The 14,782-nt window shown below is 69.6% G+C and carries 18 protein-coding genes and 1 tRNA gene; 6 read left to right on the forward strand and 13 right to left on the reverse strand.

Annotation, left to right across the window (positions count from 1 at the left end):
• Window positions 1-9 precede the first annotated feature (9 nt).
• Window positions 10-94, forward strand: a tRNA-Leu gene (locus tag ACZ4TO_RS14495).
• Window positions 95-134: 40 nt separating this feature from the next.
• Here ACZ4TO_RS14495 and rdgB read toward each other — a convergent pair.
• From rdgB to ACZ4TO_RS14515, 4 genes are all read right to left on the reverse strand, one after another.
• Window positions 135-737, reverse strand: coding sequence for an RdgB/HAM1 family non-canonical purine NTP pyrophosphatase (rdgB, locus tag ACZ4TO_RS14500; protein ID WP_339129568.1), 603 nt, complete (start codon window positions 735-737; stop codon window positions 135-137).
• A 95-nt stretch (window positions 738-832) separates the two neighbouring features.
• Window positions 833-1,231 (reverse strand): hypothetical protein, encoded by a 399-nt coding sequence (locus ACZ4TO_RS14505; RefSeq protein WP_382790116.1) that lies wholly within the window; start codon window positions 1,229-1,231, stop codon window positions 833-835.
• 146 nt (window positions 1,232-1,377) lie between these two features.
• Window positions 1,378-2,124, reverse strand: coding sequence for a ribonuclease PH (gene rph / locus ACZ4TO_RS14510; RefSeq protein ID WP_385043779.1), 747 nt, complete (start codon window positions 2,122-2,124; stop codon window positions 1,378-1,380).
• Between the two features lie 138 nt (window positions 2,125-2,262).
• Window positions 2,263-2,565: a PTS sugar transporter subunit IIB gene (locus ACZ4TO_RS14515; RefSeq protein WP_382790119.1), complete on the reverse strand. Its 303-nt coding sequence runs from the start codon at window positions 2,563-2,565 to the stop codon at window positions 2,263-2,265.
• A 104-nt stretch (window positions 2,566-2,669) separates the two neighbouring features.
• Here ACZ4TO_RS14515 and ACZ4TO_RS14520 point away from each other — a divergent pair, with 104 nt between their 5' ends.
• Window positions 2,670-3,956, forward strand: a complete 1,287-nt coding sequence (locus tag ACZ4TO_RS14520) for a PTS transporter subunit EIIC (protein ID WP_382790122.1) — start codon at window positions 2,670-2,672, stop codon at window positions 3,954-3,956.
• 237 nt (window positions 3,957-4,193) lie between these two features.
• The gene (locus ACZ4TO_RS14525) at window positions 4,194-5,441 is read left to right on the forward strand and encodes a PTS transporter subunit EIIC (RefSeq protein WP_382790125.1); all 1,248 of its coding nucleotides are present in this window, start codon (window positions 4,194-4,196) and stop codon (window positions 5,439-5,441) included.
• Between the two features lie 67 nt (window positions 5,442-5,508).
• Here ACZ4TO_RS14525 and ACZ4TO_RS14530 read toward each other — a convergent pair whose 3' ends face one another.
• Entirely contained in the window at window positions 5,509-6,261 is a 753-nt protein-coding gene (locus ACZ4TO_RS14530; RefSeq protein ID WP_382790128.1) for an MBL fold metallo-hydrolase, read from the reverse strand.
• Window positions 6,262-6,514: 253 nt separating this feature from the next.
• Here ACZ4TO_RS14530 and ACZ4TO_RS14535 point away from each other — a divergent pair, with 253 nt between their 5' ends.
• Window positions 6,515-6,982, forward strand: coding sequence for a type II toxin-antitoxin system PemK/MazF family toxin (locus ACZ4TO_RS14535; protein WP_382790130.1), 468 nt, complete (start codon window positions 6,515-6,517; stop codon window positions 6,980-6,982).
• 315 nt (window positions 6,983-7,297) lie between these two features.
• Here ACZ4TO_RS14535 and ACZ4TO_RS14540 read toward each other — a convergent pair whose 3' ends face one another.
• The 7 genes from ACZ4TO_RS14540 to clpS all read right to left on the reverse strand — a co-directional run bounded on the left by ACZ4TO_RS14540 (window position 7,298) and on the right by clpS (window position 12,143).
• Complete coding sequence (locus ACZ4TO_RS14540) at window positions 7,298-8,248, reverse strand: PLP-dependent cysteine synthase family protein (protein ID WP_351861836.1); 951 nt, start codon at window positions 8,246-8,248, stop codon at window positions 7,298-7,300.
• Window positions 8,249-8,264: 16 nt separating this feature from the next.
• On the reverse strand, window positions 8,265-8,543 hold the full coding sequence (locus tag ACZ4TO_RS14545) for a MoaD/ThiS family protein (RefSeq protein WP_382790133.1): 279 nt from the start codon (window positions 8,541-8,543) through the stop codon (window positions 8,265-8,267).
• 115 nt (window positions 8,544-8,658) lie between these two features.
• Window positions 8,659-8,760, reverse strand: a complete 102-nt coding sequence (locus ACZ4TO_RS14550; protein ID WP_339129578.1) for a putative leader peptide — start codon at window positions 8,758-8,760, stop codon at window positions 8,659-8,661.
• Window positions 8,761-8,839: 79 nt separating this feature from the next.
• Window positions 8,840-9,262, reverse strand: a complete 423-nt coding sequence (locus ACZ4TO_RS14555; RefSeq protein WP_382790137.1) for a M67 family metallopeptidase — start codon at window positions 9,260-9,262, stop codon at window positions 8,840-8,842.
• Between the two features lie 109 nt (window positions 9,263-9,371).
• On the reverse strand, window positions 9,372-10,823 hold the full coding sequence (locus ACZ4TO_RS14560; RefSeq protein ID WP_382790140.1) for an amino acid permease: 1,452 nt from the start codon (window positions 10,821-10,823) through the stop codon (window positions 9,372-9,374).
• A gap of 343 nt (window positions 10,824-11,166) precedes the next feature.
• Window positions 11,167-11,772, reverse strand: coding sequence for a DUF2017 domain-containing protein (locus ACZ4TO_RS14565; RefSeq protein WP_382790143.1), 606 nt, complete (start codon window positions 11,770-11,772; stop codon window positions 11,167-11,169).
• A gap of 53 nt (window positions 11,773-11,825) precedes the next feature.
• Window positions 11,826-12,143, reverse strand: a complete 318-nt coding sequence (gene clpS / locus ACZ4TO_RS14570) for an ATP-dependent Clp protease adapter ClpS (RefSeq protein WP_037619207.1) — start codon at window positions 12,141-12,143, stop codon at window positions 11,826-11,828.
• Window positions 12,144-12,262: 119 nt separating this feature from the next.
• Between clpS and ACZ4TO_RS14575 the strand changes: the two genes are divergently transcribed.
• Together ACZ4TO_RS14575 and ACZ4TO_RS14580 are read left to right on the forward strand one after the other, a co-directional pair.
• A complete protein-coding gene (locus ACZ4TO_RS14575) occupies window positions 12,263-13,591 on the forward strand; it encodes a nicotinate phosphoribosyltransferase (protein WP_468024299.1) in 1,329 nt (442 codons plus the stop codon).
• Window positions 13,592-13,798: 207 nt separating this feature from the next.
• The gene (locus ACZ4TO_RS14580; RefSeq protein ID WP_382790149.1) at window positions 13,799-14,383 is read left to right on the forward strand and encodes an isochorismatase family protein; all 585 of its coding nucleotides are present in this window, start codon (window positions 13,799-13,801) and stop codon (window positions 14,381-14,383) included.
• 34 nt (window positions 14,384-14,417) lie between these two features.
• Here the strand turns inward: ACZ4TO_RS14580 and ACZ4TO_RS14585 are convergent, their stop codons facing one another.
• Entirely contained in the window at window positions 14,418-14,753 is a 336-nt protein-coding gene (locus ACZ4TO_RS14585) for a hypothetical protein (RefSeq protein ID WP_382790152.1), read from the reverse strand.
• Window positions 14,754-14,782 lie beyond the last annotated feature (29 nt).

A 14,782-nucleotide genomic window follows, 5' to 3' on the forward strand; every position in this document is an offset into this window, starting at 1 on the left:
GCGGCGTACGCGGCCGTGGCGAAATTGGCAGCACGCGCGGGCCTTAGGAGCCCGTGGGCGAAAGCCCGTGTGGGTTCGAGTCCCACCGGCCGCACACACGGAGGGGCCGCCCAGTTGCGGCCCCTCCTCGCATCTCAGCCCAACAGCTCCCGCACCACCGGCACCAGTGCCCGGAACGCCTTGCCCCTGTGGCTGATCGCGTTCTTTTCTGCGGGGGTCAGTTCCGCGCAGGTTCGGGTGTCGCCCTCCGGCTGGAGGATCGGGTCGTAGCCGAAGCCGTTCGTGCCGGCGGGGGTGTGGCGGAGGGTGCCGAGCAACTGGCCCTCGACCACGCGTTCCGTGCCGTCCGGCAGGGCCAGGGCCGCCGCGCAGGCGAAGTGGGCGCCGCGGTGCGGGGCGTCGATGTCGGAGAGCTGGGCGAGGAGCAGGTCCAGGTTGGCCTGGTCGTCGCCGTGGCGGCCGGCCCAGCGGGCGGAGAAGATGCCGGGGGCGCCGTTGAGGACGTCGACGCACAGGCCCGAGTCGTCGGCGACGGCCGGCAGTCCGGTCGCCTGGGCCAGTGCGTGCGCCTTCAGCAGGGCGTTCTCGGCGAAGGTGACGCCGGTTTCCTTGACGTCGGGGATATCCGGGTAGGCGTCCGCGCCGACGAGGTCGTGGGTGAGTCCTGCGTCGGCGAGGATCGCCTTCAACTCGGTGAGCTTTCCGGCATTACGGGTGGCGAGGATCAGGCGGGTCATGCCCGCCAGTATCGCCGAGTCCGCCCTTCGAGCCGGGCTCGGGCCGCCCTTGAGCCGGGCCAGGGTCGGCGCGTGTGCCGGGCCCGGCGGGGGCGCTACGGCGTGCACACCTTCGTCAGTTCGCCCGCCGCGGCCGTGACGGGGCTGATGTCGGGGGTCGCGTCGCCGTTCTTGACGGCCGTGCGGACGTTCGCGACGGCCTTGTTCAGCTCGTCGACCGCCTTGTTGACGTCGGCGTTGTCGGTCTGGTCGCCGATCTTGTCGAGGTTGTTCTCGATGGCGTTGAGGGACGCGTCGGTCTGCGACGGGTCGTTCGCCGCGTTCTCGACCGCCTGTTGGAGGTCGGTGACGCTGTCGGCTATCGAGTCGGCGGTCTGCACACAGTCGAGCGCCTTGCTGACGGCGTCGCAGCCGACGGCCGCCGGCAGGACGACGAGTGCGGCGACGGCGGCGAGTGCGGCGGTACGGCGACGATTGCGGTGGCGCGCGGCCATGGAACGGTCCCTCCCCGTGGGCGTGGTGTGGTGCGGCCACACCGACCGCATCGCACCGGTCCGCTGCGCGGTCGGCCCGATCCGCCCGAGGGGGCCGGCGGGCGCACGGCAGGACCGTACGCCCGTACCCATAAGAACGCTAAGGGTTAACCCGCGGTTGCCTGTGAGGCCTCTTCGAGTACCGCGCGCTGGACGGCGGCGAGTTCGTCGCAGCCCGCGACGGCGAGGTCGAGGAGGGCGTTGAGTTCCTTGCGGTCGAAGGGCTCGGCCTCGGCGGTGCCCTGGACCTCGACGAAGCGGCCGTCCCCGGTGCACACGACGTTCATGTCGGTGTCGGCCCTGACGTCCTCCTCGTAGCAGAGGTCGAGGAGGGGGACGCCGCCGACGATGCCGACGGAGACGGCGGAGACGGTGCCGGTGAGGGGCTTGCGGCCGGGCTTGACGAGCTTCTTGCCCTGGGCCCAGGTGACGGCGTCGGCGAGGGCGACGTAGGCGCCGGTGATGGCGGCGGTGCGGGTGCCGCCGTCGGCCTGGAGGACGTCGCAGTCGAGGACGATGGTGTTCTCGCCGAGTGCCTTGTAGTCGATGACGGCGCGCAGGGAGCGGCCGATGAGGCGGCTGATCTCGTGGGTGCGGCCGCCGATCTTGCCGCGGACGGATTCGCGGTCGCCGCGGGTGTTGGTGGCGCGGGGGAGCATGGAGTATTCGGCGGTGACCCAGCCCTCGCCGCTGCCCTTGCGCCAGCGCGGGACGCCTTCGGTGACGGAGGCCGTGCAGAAGACCTTGGTGTCGCCGAAGGAGACGAGGACGGAGCCCTCGGCATGCTTGCTCCAGCCACGCTGGATGGTGATGGGGCGAAGCTGTTCGGGGGTGCGGCCGTCGATTCGAGACATGGTGTCGAGCCTATCCGCACGCGCGTGAGGGGCTGTCCGCCGGTGGCGGATTCAGCCCCTCACGGGTGAGCCGGTGCGGCTCCTGAAGCGGTGTGCGGCGCGCGCGTGGGGCCGGGTGGCTTCAGTGGGTCCCGGTGGTCACATCATGTCTTCGATCTCGGCGGCGATGGGGTCCGCGTCGGTGCCGATGACGACCTGGATGGCGGTGCCCATCTTGACGACGCCGTGGGCGCCCGCGGCCTTCAGGGCGGCCTCGTCGACGAGCGAGGCGTCGTTGACCTCGGTGCGCAGGCGGGTGATGCAGCCTTCGACCTCTTCGATGTTGTCGATGCCGCCCAGCCCGGCGACGATCTTCTCAGCCTTGGTGGCCATGTCCTTCTCCCTGATCCGAACCGCTTTGTCGCAGTAACCCACAGTTGGCCCAACTTCGCGAGCGGTCATGTCGTAGGTGCCGAAGGATGGCGATCACGACAGAGCGACCCGTCGCAACTGGTCTACACCAGTGGGCGGGCAGTCGCCAAACCGGCCCGCCCTAAGGACCGCCCATGAGTGCCGTAAGTGACGTTTCGCCAGCGCGCGTCCGTTGGCAGAAGGCCTTCCAGGGACTGCAGAAGATGGGCCGCAGCCTGCAGTTGCCGATCGCGGTGCTGCCGGCGGCCGGCATTCTCAACCGGCTCGGTCAGCCGGACGTGTTCGGCGCGGACGGGCTCGGCTGGGACAACCTGTCCAAGGTGATCGGCGCGGCGGGCGGCGCACTGCTGGACGGCAACCTCGGGCTGCCGATGCTGTTCTGCGTCGGTGTGGCCATCGGCATGGCGAAGAAGGCGGACGGCTCGACGGCGCTGGCGGCGGTCGCGGGCTTTCTCGTCTACTACAACGTGCTGCGCGCGTTCCCTGAGACGTGTCCGGGCGGGAGCGTCAAGATCAAGCTGGGCTGCCAACTGGAGGACAACTCGGTCGTCGAGTTCACGTACCAGAACCCCGGGGTGTTCGGCGGTATCGCCATCGGGCTGATGTCGGCGTACTTCTGGCAGCGTTACCACAGGACGAAGCTGGTGGACTGGCTCGGCTTCTTCAACGGGCGTCGTCTGGTGCCGATCATCATGGCGTTCGTGGCCATGCTGTTCGCCTCGCTGTGCCTGTGGGTGTGGCCGCCGATCGGTGACGCGCTGGAGAACTTCAGCGACTGGCTGGTGGGGCTGGGGGCGTGGGGCTCGGGTGTGTTCGGTCTGGCCAACCGGGCGCTGCTGGTGATCGGTCTGCACCAGTTCCTGAACGTGCCCATCTGGTTCCAGTTCGGCAGTTACACCAAGCCCGACGGTCAGGTCGTGCACGGGGACATCAACATGTTCCTGGCGGGCGACCCGAACGCGGGGCAGTTCCTCACGGGCTTCTTCCCGATCATGATGTTCGCGCTGCCGGCGGCCGCCCTGGCGATCACGCACACCGCGAAACCACATCGGCGCAAGGAGATCGGCGGCCTGATGCTCTCGGTGGCGCTGACCTCGTTCGTCACCGGCATCACCGAGCCGATCGAGTACTCGTTCCTGTTCATCGCACCCCTGCTGTACGCGGTGCACGCGGTGCTGACGGGTGTGTCGATGGCGGTGAGCTGGGGGCTCGGCGTGCACGACGGCTTCAGCTTCTCCGCGGGTCTGATCGACTACATCATCAACTGGAACCTGGCGACGAAACCGTGGCTGATCATTCCGATCGGGCTGTGTTTCGCCGCGGTCTACTACGCGATCTTCCGGTTCGCGATCACTAAGTTCGATCTGAAGACTCCGGGGCGCGAGCCGGAGGAGGACGTCGAGGACACCACGAAGGCGTAGCCCTCCGCGCCTCCCGCTCGCGACGAAGACCCCCTGACCTGCCGGTCCGGGGGTCTTCGGCATGAGCGGAACCGGTTGCTCCTGTTATGGCCGAGGCCACAAAATTCGCACCTTCCTTATCCGGCCTTCACCGTGCTAGAAACAGGTCTACACCACTGGTGGTGTAGACCACATGGTCGCTGCCGACCCCTGTCGTACCTTCCCGTCCCCCGGCAGCGCCCAGCGCATGGAGGAACTATGAGCACCGCCACCGTCTCGGCGGCACCCGCGAAGAAGCGGGGATCCGGCCTGTTCCAGGGCCTGCAGAAGGTCGGCCGCAGCCTGCAGCTGCCGATCGCCGTGCTTCCGGCGGCGGGCATCCTGCTGCGTCTGGGAGTACCGGACATCGCGCAGAAGCTGCACCTGCCCGACAAGGTCACCGAGGTGTTCGCCACCGCCGGTCACGCGATCTTCGACAACCTGCCGATGCTCTTCTGCATCGGTGTCGCGATCGGCTTCGCCAAGAAGGCGGACGGCTCCACCGCCCTCGCCGCCCTGGTCGGCTTCCTGGTCTACAGCAAGGTGCTCGAGGCCTTCCCCGTCACCGAGGCGAAGATCCAGAAGGGCGCGGACATAGCCGCGACCTACAACAACCCCGGTGTCCTCGGCGGCATCATCATGGGTCTGCTGTCCGCCGTGCTGTGGCAGCGCTACCACCGCAAGAAGCTGGTGGACTGGCTCGGCTTCTTCAACGGCCGCCGTCTGGTGCCGATCATCATGGCGTTCGTCGGCACGCTCATGGGCGTCTTCTTCGGCCTGGTGTGGGAGCCCATCGGCACCGGCATCTCCAACTTCGGTGAGTGGATCACCGGTCTCGGCACCGTCGGCGCGGGTCTCTTCGGTCTCATCAACCGCGCGCTCATCCCGGTCGGCATGCACCAGTTCGTGAACGCCGTCTCCTGGTTCCAGATCGGCGACTTCAAGGACGCCACGGGCGCCGTGGTCCACGGTGACCTCAACCGGTTCTTCGCCGGTGACCCGTCCGCCGGAATGTTCATGTCGGGCTTCTTCCCGATCATGATGTTCGGCCTCCCGGCCGCCGCGATCGCCATCGCGCACTCCGCCCGCCCCGAGCGCCGCAAGGCCGTGATGGGCATGATGATCTCGCTGGCGCTGACCTCGTTCGTGACGGGCGTGACCGAGCCGATCGAGTTCTCGTTCATGTTCATCGCCCCGCTGCTCTACGCGATCCACGCGGTGCTCACCGCCCTGTCCCTGGCGGTCACCTGGGCGCTCGGTGTCCACGCGGGCTTCACGTTCTCCGCGGGCTTCATCGACTACGCGCTCAACTGGAACCTGGCCACCAAGCCCTGGCTGATCATCCCGATCGGCCTGGTGTTCGCGGCCATCTACTACGTGGTCTTCCGCTTCGCCATCACCAAGTTCAACCTCCCCACCCCGGGCCGTGAGCCCGACGAGGAGATCGAGGACCTCACGAAGGCGTGAGCCCTCCCCCTACGACGAAGGCCCCCGGAACCGTCTGGTTCCGGGGGCCTTCGCGTACGCCGGGGCGTCAGATCTCGTACGTCGCCCCCGGTACCGCCAGGTCCACCGGGCCCCGGTACGCCGAGCGGGCGTCCGTCAGGTTGGTGGCGGCGTCCGTCCACGGGGGGATGTGGGTGAGGACCAGGCGGCGGGCGCCCGCGCGGGCGGCGGTCTCGCCGGCCTCGAGGCCGTTGAGGTGCAGGCCGGGGATGTTCTCCTTGCCGTGGGTGAACGCCGCCTCGCACAGGAACAGGTCCGTGTCGCGGGCGAGTTCGTCCAGGGCCTCGGTCACCCCGGTGTCACCGGAGTACGTCAACGAACGTCCACCGTGTTCCACCCGGATGCCGTACGCCTCCACGGGGTGCGCCACCCGTTCGGTGTGCACGGTGAAGGGGCCGATCTCGAACGTGGACGGCTTGACCGTGTGGAAGTCGAAGACCTCGCTCATCGACGAGGCGGTGGGGGTGTCGGCGTAGGCCGTGGTGAGCCGGTGCTCGGTGCCTTCGGGGCCGTAGACCGGGAGCGGGGCGCAGCGGCCGCCGTCGTGCCGGTAGTAGCGCGCGACGAAGTAGGCGCACATGTCGATGCAGTGGTCGGCGTGCAGATGGCTCAGGAAGATCGCGTCGAGGTCGTAGAGACCGCAGTGGCGCTGCAGCTCGCCCAGGGCACCGTTGCCCATGTCGAGAAGCAGCCGGAAGCCGTCGGCCTCTACGAGGTAGCTCGAACAGGCCGATTCCGCGGACGGGAACGACCCCGAGCAGCCGACGACGGTGAGCTTCATAAAGCAGAAACCTCCGCTGGCGGGTGACTACTGGAAGGGGGAGGACGGGGGTCGTGCGGTCCGTCGAGCGTAAGGCGCAAAAGGGTTGGTCGCTCCTCCGCCAGGGGCTGTTGTGGGCGAACTCACCTGTGGTGTCACCGGTTCGGATGGACGTGGGTGGGTGGTGTTTGGATCGGTTCGGACACTCCTCCGCGGGTGCCCGGGGTGCGGGCAGGGCGGGCGGGGGCGGCGGCGCGCCGGTACCTTCTGTGCTGTGGACACGTCCTGGTGGCTCGCGTTGGCGGCGGTGGTTCTGCTCGCGCTGGTCGCGACGCTGGTGGACGGCTGGGGGCGCCGCGGGCGCCGGCCGGCCGGTCGGACGCGTCCGCCGGGCCGGGGGCCCCGCCGGGGCGGCACGCTGCGCGGCGGGCCGTTGCCGCGGGCGGCGGAGATCTGGTGGGCGAACGTTCCCTACGAGGACGGGCCGGGGGCCAAGGACCGGCCGTGTCTGGTGCTGGTGGTGCGCGGCAAGCGGGTGACCGTCGCGAAGATCACCAGCAAGTACCACGACGAGCGGCCCGGGGTGATCCCGCTGCCCCCCGGGGCCGTCGGGGACTCGCAGGGGCGGCCGAGTTTCCTGGAGACGGACGAGTTGCGGGAGGTGCCGGTGGGGGACTTCCGGCGCCGGGTGGGTGTGGTGGATCCGGTCCTGTGGGACCAGGTCCGCTATCTGGCGGGGTGAGCCGCTTTCCGCATCCGGCGGGGTGAGTCGCTTTCCCGTGTCCGGCGCGCTGAGCCGCCTTCCCGTGTCCGGCGCGCTGAGCCGCCTTCCCGTGTCCGGCGCGCTGAGCCGCCTTCCGGTGTCCAGCGGGGCGAGCCGCTTTCCCGGTATCCGGCGCGGTGAGCCACTTTCCCGTGTCCGGCGCGGTGAGGCCGCTCCCCCGCAGGCCAGCAGGCCCGCAGGCGCACAGGCGCACAGGCGCACAGGCGCGGATACGCGGAAGGGCGCGGGAACCGTCGTCCGGTCCGCGCGCCCCTCGGTGATGCCGGTGCGTCGCTACGCCCAGAGCTGGCCCTGGAGCGTCTCGATGGCCTCTTCCGTCGTCGCCGCCGTGTAGACGCCCGTCGACAGATACTTCCAGCCGCCGTCCGCAACGACGAAGGCGATGTCGGCCGGCTCTCCGGCCTTGACGGCCTTGTTGCCGACGCCGATCGCGGCGTGCAGCGCGGCTCCCGTGGAGACGCCGGCGAAGATGCCCTCCTGCTGGAGGAGTTCCCGGGTACGGGTGACCGCGTCGGCCGAGCCCACGGAGAAGCGGGTGGTGAGGACGGAGGCGTCGTACAGCTCGGGTACGAAGCCCTCGTCCAGGTTCCTGAGGCCGTAGACCAGGTCGTCGTAGCGCGGCTCCGCGGCGACGATCTTGACGTCCGGCTTGTGTTCGCGCAGGAAGCGGCCGACGCCCATGAGGGTGCCGGTGGTGCCGAGGCCCGCCACGAAGTGGGTGATGGAGGGGAGGTCGGCGAGGATCTCCGGGCCCGTCGTGGCGTAGTGGGCGCCGGCGTTGTCCGGGTTGCCGTACTGGTAGAGCATCACCCAGTCCGGGTGCTGCGCGGAGAGTTCCTTGGCGACGCGCACGGCGGTGTTGGAGCCGCCGGCGGCCGGGCTGGGGATGATCTCGGCGCCCCACATGCCGAGCAGGTCACGGCGTTCCTGCGAGGTGTTCTCGGGCATCACGCAGACCATGCGGTAGCCCTTGAGTTTGGCCGCCATGGCCAGGGAGATGCCGGTGTTGCCGCTGGTGGGCTCCAGGATCGTGCAGCCCGGAGTCAGCCGGCCGTCCTTCTCCGCCTGCTCGATCATGTGGAGGGCCGGCCGGTCCTTGACGGATCCGGTCGGGTTGCGGTCCTCGAGCTTCGCCCAGATCCGGACGTCCGCGGACGGCGACAGCCGCGGCAGGCGCACCAGAGGGGTGTTGCCCACCGCGGCGAGCGGGGAGTCGTAGCGCATCGGGACCCGTGTCCGATCAGACCATGCCGCCGGCGACGGCCGGCAGGATGGTGACGTTGTCGCCGTCGGTGAGCTTGGTGTTGATGCCGTCGAGGAAGCGGACGTCCTCGTCGTTGAGGTAGACGTTGACGAAGCGGCGCAGCTCGCCGCCGTCCACGATCCGGGCCCGGATGCCCGCGTGACGGGTGTCGAGGTCGGTGAACAGCTCGGCAAGGGTCGCCCCGCCGCCCTCGACGGCCTTCTCGCCGTTCGTGTAGGTGCGGAGGATGGTGGGGATGCGGACCTCGATGGCCATGGTTGCGGGCTCCTGTCGGAAGGAAGTCAGGTCGGACGACGCGCGGCAGCGCGGGCGGGGCATGGGGTACGCGGGTCGCGGAGCCGCGGCCCTTCGGCCGTGCGGCGGCGGCAGGTCAGTGCGTACAGATGGCGCTCTGCAGCCTGCAGAGGTCGACGTGCAGGCGCGCCACGAGCAGCATGCCCGGCGTCTTGTCGCTCACGTCGTTCAGAACCATGGGCTCATCGTATCGATTCCCGGTACGGGCCCCGGAGTGTGATCTCGCATTCCGGACGCTTTTTGGTCGATGGGTGAGATCAGTAGCTCTCCACGACCTTGACCTCCTCCTCCGTGACCTCGCCGTCCACGATCCGGTAGGAGCGGAACTGGAAGGGGCCGGCGTTCTCGGTGTCCGCCGTGGAGACCAGGACGTAGTGGGCTCCGGGCTCGTTGGCGTAGGCGAGGTCGGTGCGGGAGGGGTAGGCCTCGGTCGCGGTGTGCGAGTGGTAGATGACGACGGGTTCCTCGTCGCGGTCGTCCATCTCGCGGTAGAGCTTGAGCAGATCGCCGGAGTCGAACTCGTAGAACGTGGGCGAGCGGGCCGCGTTGAGCATGGGGATGAAGCGCTCGGGGCGGCCGGTGCCGGCGGGGCCCGCGACGACGCCGCACGCCTCGTCGGGGTGGTCCTGGCGCGCGTGGGCGACGATCTGGTCGAACAGGGCCTCGGTGATGGTCAGCATGCTGGTCAGGATAGACAGAAGGGCCGTCCCGTACCGAGGCGTGGTACGGGACGGCCCGTATGCCGGACGTCCTGAGCGGTGGCCGGTGGGCCGGGCGTCCGTGGGGCGGTCAGCCGATCTTCTCGAGCTGCGGCTCGCGGCGTTCGGTGACCTGGGGGTTGCGTGCCTTGAGGATCGCCCAGCCGACGGCCAGGGCGGCGGCCCAGACGGCCATCACGTACAGGCAGATGCGGGAGTCGGCGTCGTACGCGATCAGGCCGGTGACGAAGAGGAGGAACGCGACGGCGACGTAGCTGCACTTGGCGCCGCCCGGGGCGGGGAAGGACGAGGCCGGGAGGCGGCCCGCCTCGACCGCGCGGCGGTAGAGGATGTGGCTGACCAGGATCATCAGCCAGGTCCAGATGCCGGCTCCGGTGGCCACCGAGGTGACGTACCCGAAGGCCTTCGCGGGGACGACGTAGTTGAGGACCACGCCGATGCCCATGAAGAGCACGGAGACGGTGATGCCGAGCGCGGGCGTCTTGGTCGAGGACAGCTTGGCGAAGACCTTCGGGGCCTCGCCGTTGTCGGCCAGGTTCCGCAGCATGCGGCCCGTTGAGTACATGCCCGAGTTGCAGGAGGACAGGGCGGCGGTGAGGACCACGAAGTTGACGATGCCGGCGCCTGCCGGGATGCCGATCACGGCGAACGCCTTCACGAAGGGGCTCACCCCCGGCACGAACTCGGTCCACTTCACGACGCAGAGGATGACGGTGAGGGCGCCGACGTAGAAGAGGGCGATGCGCCAGGGGAGGGTGTTGATGGCCTTCGGGAGGGTCTTCTCGGGGTTCTCGGACTCGCCCGCGGTGACGCCGACGAGCTCGACGGCGAGGTAGGCGAACATGACGCCCTGGAGGGTCATCAGGGAGGAGCCGATGCCGTTGGGGAAGAAGCCGTCGAACTGCCACAGGTTGCCGACGGAGGCGGTGTCACCGGCGGAGCTGAAGCCGAAGGTGAGGACGCCGAGGCCGATCACGATCATGCCGATCAGGGCGGTGACCTTGACCATCGAGGCCCAGAACTCGATCTCGCCGAAGACCTTCACGGAGATCAGGTTGGCCACGAAGAGGATGATCAGGAAGACCAGCGCCGACACCCATTGGTGGATCGACGGGAACCAGTAGTTGATGTAGATGGCGGCGGCGGTGAGCTCGGCCATGCCGGTGACCACCCACATCAGCCAGTACGTCCAGGCCGTGAAGTAGCCGAAGAAGGGGCCGAGGAACTCGCGGGAGTACTCCGCGAAGGAGCCCGAGACCGGGCGGTAGAGCAGGAGCTCGCCGAGCGCCCGCATGATGAAGAAGATGATCACGCCCGCGAGGGCGTACATCACGATGAGGCTGGGGCCGGCCTTGGCGATGTTCGCCCCGGCGTTCAGGAAGAGGCCGACGCCGATGGCGCCGCCGATCGCGATCATCTGGACCTGACGGCTGCCGAGCCCGCGCTCGTACCCCTCTTCGGGGGCGTCGCCGCCCACGGCCTCACTGCCGTCGTACTGCTTGCCGACCTGCGATGAGGTCATGTCTGGTGCGCCTTTCTCCATACCGGAACGAGCCAGTCCCTTGGCTTCGAATCGGCTTCCGATCCCCCCGGACAGGTGGAGCTTGTGCCTGGCCGGCGATCCGCCGGCTCGGTGGCGCACCCGGCGGGACATGGGTGGTGTCCTGCCGGGCGGTCGTGAAGATTTATCACGGGGGCGGCGTTGATCGGTTGAGGCCGATGTTGCGCAGACCACAGGAAGAACCGGACAAATCGTCGAACCGCGCCCCAAAGGACGCGGTTACGGTGACGTGATCGTTATCCGGATTTGAGCGTCCTCTGAGCGAACACTCACGGGAGCGTGCCGGGTGACAGGCCGGGACGGATCAGGGCATAAGGGTGGCGACCAGGGTCTCCTGGAGCCCGCCCAGCCAGAGGTACGCCATCACCATCGGCTTGCGCGGGTCCTCGTCGGGGAGGCGGTAGAGGAGGTCGGTGTCCTCCTCGTCGACGACGTCGAGCCGCGAACCGATGGCGAGGCGCAGGTCGTTCAGGGCGCGCAGCCACTGCTCGGACTGGGCGGCGGTCAGCTCCAGGACCGCTCCGCCGTCGCCGCCGGGCGTCAGCGCGTCCAGCGAGCGGATCACCGCGAGGGCGTTCTCGCGCTTGCCCGCGCGCAGGTCGTTCTCGGTGAAGCGGCGGAACTCGGCGGAGTGGGCGCGCTGCTCCTCGGCCTGCTCGGGGGTTCCGGCCTCGACGCCGGGTCCGCTGTAGGCGTCGGGGAACAGACGCAGGAGCACCGGGTCGCTCGGCGGCTCGCTGGGGCCCTCGGCGAACAGCTCGGCGAGCGGGTCGGCGGAGTCGTCCTCCGCGGGGCCGGGACCGATGAGCTCCAGGAGCTGGACGGCGAGGGAGCGGATGATGGAGATCTCGACCTCGTCGAGCGCGACGGCCGCGCCGCCGCCGGGGAGCGGTTCGAAGTGTCCGGGCATGGAGTGAGTTCGCTACTTCCGGTCCTGCGGGCGGTCGGTTGACAGGGGGCCGGCTACTTCCGGTCCTGCTGAAGGGTGGCCCACAGACCGTAGCCGTGCATGGCCTGCACGTCGCGTTCCATCTCCTCGCGCGTGCCGCTGGAGACGACGGCCCGGCCCTTGTGGTGGACGTCCATCATCAGCTTGGTGGCCTTGTCCTTGGAGTAGCCGAAGTACGTCTGGAAGACATACGTCACGTAGCTCATGAGGTTGACCGGGTCGTTGTGGACGATCGTGACCCAGGGGACGTCCGGCTCGGGTACGGCGAAGACCTCCTCCGCCGACTCGGTCTTCTCGATCTCTAGAGGTGCGGGAGCCGTCACATCGCCCATGCTCCCACCAGAGGGGGTCACCCGCATAAACGGGCCCCTGAACAGGGGTTCCAGGGCCCGGGAATCGCCGGTCGCGCGAGAAATCGTCAAACTGACGAAATGGGGGTACGATCCCTGCCATGAACACAGCGGACCTTGGGCTGCCGGTGGATGTTCCCTCTACGGCGCTCTTCACTGACCAGTACGAGCTGACGATGCTGCAGGCGGCGCTCGCGGCCGGGACCGCCGAGCGGCGCTCGGTCTTCGAGGTCTTCACCCGCCGGCTGCCGGAAGGCCGGCGCTACGGAGTCCTCGCGGGCACCGGACGCGTCCTGGACGCCGTCGAGAACTTCCGGTTCGACCCGGACGTCATCGGCTTCCTGCGCGAGCGCGGGATCGTGGACGAGCCGACCCTGGAGTGGCTCGCCTCCTACCGCTTCGGCGGGGACATCTGGGGCTACCCGGAGGGCGAGGTGTACTTCCCGGGCTCGCCCGTCCTGCGGGTCGAGGGCAGCTTCGCGGAGTGCGTGCTCCTGGAGACGGTGATCCTCTCGATCCTCAACCACGACTCCGCCATCGCGGCGGCCGCCTCCCGCATGTCCTCCGCGGCCGGAACCCGCCCGCTGATCGAGATGGGCGCCCGGCGCACCCACGAGCTGGCCGCGGTGGCCGCCTCGCGCGCCGCGTACGTCGGCGGGTTCACCAGCACCTCCGACCTGGCCGCCGGTTTCCGCTACGGCATCCCGACCGTGGGCACGTCCGCGCACGCCTTCACCCTGCTGCACGACCACGAACGGGACGCCTTCCGGGCCCAGGTGGACTCGCTGGGCCGCGGCACCACGCTGCTCGTGGACACCTACGACGTCGCCGAGGCCGTCCGCACGGCCGTCGAGGTCGCCGGGACCGGACTCGGCGCGGTGCGCATCGACTCCGGTGACCTGCTGCTCGTGGCCCACCGGGTGCGGCGCCAGCTCGACGAGCTGGGCGCGACGGAGACGAAGATCGTCGTGACCTCCGACCTCGACGAGTACGCCATCGCCTCGCTCGCGGCGGCACCCGTGGACGCGTACGGCGTCGGCACCCAGCTCGTGACGGGATCCGGCCATCCGACGTGCTCGATGGTCTACAAGCTCGTCGCCCGCGCCGAGTCGGCCGACCCGGAGGCGCCGCTGGAGCCGGTGGCCAAGAAGTCCACGGGCGGCAAGACGTCCATCGGCGGCCGCAAGTGGGCCGCGCGGCGCGTGGACGGACAGGGGGTCGCCGAAGCCGAGGTGATCGGCGTCGGGCCGGTGCCCGCCGAGCTGGCCGACCGGCAGCTCCTGGTCCAGTTGGTCAAGGGCGGACAGATCCTGTCCCGCGAGCCGCTCGACGTCGTACGCGACCGGCACGCGGCGGCCCGCGCCAGGCTGCCGCTGTCGGCGACCCAGCTCTCGCGCGGCGAGCCGGTGATCCCCACCGAATACGTCTGAGACGCCAGTGACGGGTGGTGCGGCCGTTACCGGGGTGACACCGCGCATGAACCCTCGGTGAGCGGGAATGCAACGGCAGTGTGCCCGCGCGGGCCGCAGAAGCCGAACGCCCCCTTCCCGCACCACCCCGGAACTCTCTAGGCTCGGAAGTTCAACGGCCGGGCCCGCACCCTTGTCTGCCGCCCCCATAGCCGAAGGACACAGCCCATGCGCCGCGCCTTGATCGTCGTAGACGTGCAGAACGACTTCTGCGAGGGAGGCAGCCTCGCCGTGGCCGGGGGCGCCGACGTGGCCGCCGCCGTCACGGAGCTGATCGGGCAGGCCCCCGCCGGCTACCGGCACGTGGTCGCCACCCGCGACCTGCACATCGCTCCCGGGGGCCACTTCGCCGACAACCCCGACTACGTGCACTCCTGGCCCGCGCACTGCGTGGCCGGCACCGAGGGGGTGGGCTTCCACCCCAACTTCGCCCCGGCCGTCGCCTCCGGAGCGATCGACGCGGTCTTCGACAAGGGCGCCTACGCGGCGGCCTACAGCGGCTTCGAGGGCGCCGACGAGAACGGGCTGCCGCTGGGCGACTGGCTGCGCGCCCGCGGGATCGGCGAGGTGGACGTGGTCGGCATCGCGACCGACCACTGCGTGAAGGCCACCGCGCTGGACGCGGCACGGCAGGGCTTCCGTACGACCGTCCTGCTGGACCTGACGGCCGGCGTGGCGGAGGAGACGACGCAGCGGGCGCTGGAGGAGATGGGCGCCGCCGGGATCGAGCTCACGGGCAAGCCGGTGGTCTAGGTCGCGGACACGGCCCAGGGCGCGTCCGTGCAGGTCAGGGCTGGGGTGCCGGGCGTCTGAGCAGGGTTCTGACCGGGTGCCACAGCTCCTGGGTGAGCTCCGTGCAGCCGGTCTCGGGGGCCGTGCGCCATATGAGCCCGTCGGGGTGGTGCAGGACCGCGGTGATCTCGTCGGGGGTCGGCGGGGCCGCGTTGCCCCGGAGGTAGACGGCACGCAGCCCCAGGTTGCGGAGCCTGGTCAGGGCACGGGCGCGGTTCGGCGCGACGACCAGGAAGCGCACGCAGCCGCCCGCCGGACCTGCCGGGCTGGGCAGGTTCAGCGCCACGACGACGCTGCCGTTCGGCAGTCTGCAGAAGCCTCCTGCGGCCATGCGGTCACACCCCCGTGCGAGTCGATGTC

The sequence above is a fragment of the Streptomyces sp. NPDC028298 genome, assembly GCF_055565895.1.

Bases quoted from the DNA above. Each gene is read 5' to 3' on its own strand.
- rdgB (WP_339129568.1), bottom strand. From the start codon at position 737: ATGACCCGCCTGATCCTCGCCACCCGTAATGCCGGAAAGCTCACCGAG.
- ACZ4TO_RS14505 (WP_382790116.1), bottom strand. From the start codon at position 1,231: ATGGCCGCGCGCCACCGCAATCGTCGCCGTACCGCCGCACTCGCCGCC.
- rph (WP_385043779.1), bottom strand. From the start codon at position 2,124: ATGTCTCGAATCGACGGCCGCACCCCCGAACAGCTTCGCCCCATCACC.
- ACZ4TO_RS14515 (WP_382790119.1), bottom strand. From the start codon at position 2,565: ATGACCGCTCGCGAAGTTGGGCCAACTGTGGGTTACTGCGACAAAGCG.
- ACZ4TO_RS14520 (WP_382790122.1), top strand. From the start codon at position 2,670: ATGAGTGCCGTAAGTGACGTTTCGCCAGCGCGCGTCCGTTGGCAGAAG.
- ACZ4TO_RS14525 (WP_382790125.1), top strand. From the start codon at position 4,194: ATGAGCACCGCCACCGTCTCGGCGGCACCCGCGAAGAAGCGGGGATCC.
- ACZ4TO_RS14530 (WP_382790128.1), bottom strand. From the start codon at position 6,261: ATGAAGCTCACCGTCGTCGGCTGCTCGGGGTCGTTCCCGTCCGCGGAA.
- ACZ4TO_RS14540 (WP_351861836.1), bottom strand. From the start codon at position 8,248: ATGCGCTACGACTCCCCGCTCGCCGCGGTGGGCAACACCCCTCTGGTG.
- ACZ4TO_RS14545 (WP_382790133.1), bottom strand. From the start codon at position 8,543: ATGGCCATCGAGGTCCGCATCCCCACCATCCTCCGCACCTACACGAAC.
- ACZ4TO_RS14550 (WP_339129578.1), bottom strand. From the start codon at position 8,760: ATGGTTCTGAACGACGTGAGCGACAAGACGCCGGGCATGCTGCTCGTG.
- ACZ4TO_RS14555 (WP_382790137.1), bottom strand. From the start codon at position 9,262: ATGCTGACCATCACCGAGGCCCTGTTCGACCAGATCGTCGCCCACGCG.
- ACZ4TO_RS14560 (WP_382790140.1), bottom strand. From the start codon at position 10,823: ATGACCTCATCGCAGGTCGGCAAGCAGTACGACGGCAGTGAGGCCGTG.
- ACZ4TO_RS14565 (WP_382790143.1), bottom strand. From the start codon at position 11,772: ATGCCCGGACACTTCGAACCGCTCCCCGGCGGCGGCGCGGCCGTCGCG.
- clpS (WP_037619207.1), bottom strand. From the start codon at position 12,143: ATGGGCGATGTGACGGCTCCCGCACCTCTAGAGATCGAGAAGACCGAG.
- ACZ4TO_RS14575 (WP_468024299.1), top strand. From the start codon at position 12,263: ATGAACACAGCGGACCTTGGGCTGCCGGTGGATGTTCCCTCTACGGCG.
- ACZ4TO_RS14580 (WP_382790149.1), top strand. From the start codon at position 13,799: ATGCGCCGCGCCTTGATCGTCGTAGACGTGCAGAACGACTTCTGCGAG.
- ACZ4TO_RS14585 (WP_382790152.1), bottom strand. From the start codon at position 14,753: ATGGCCGCAGGAGGCTTCTGCAGACTGCCGAACGGCAGCGTCGTCGTG.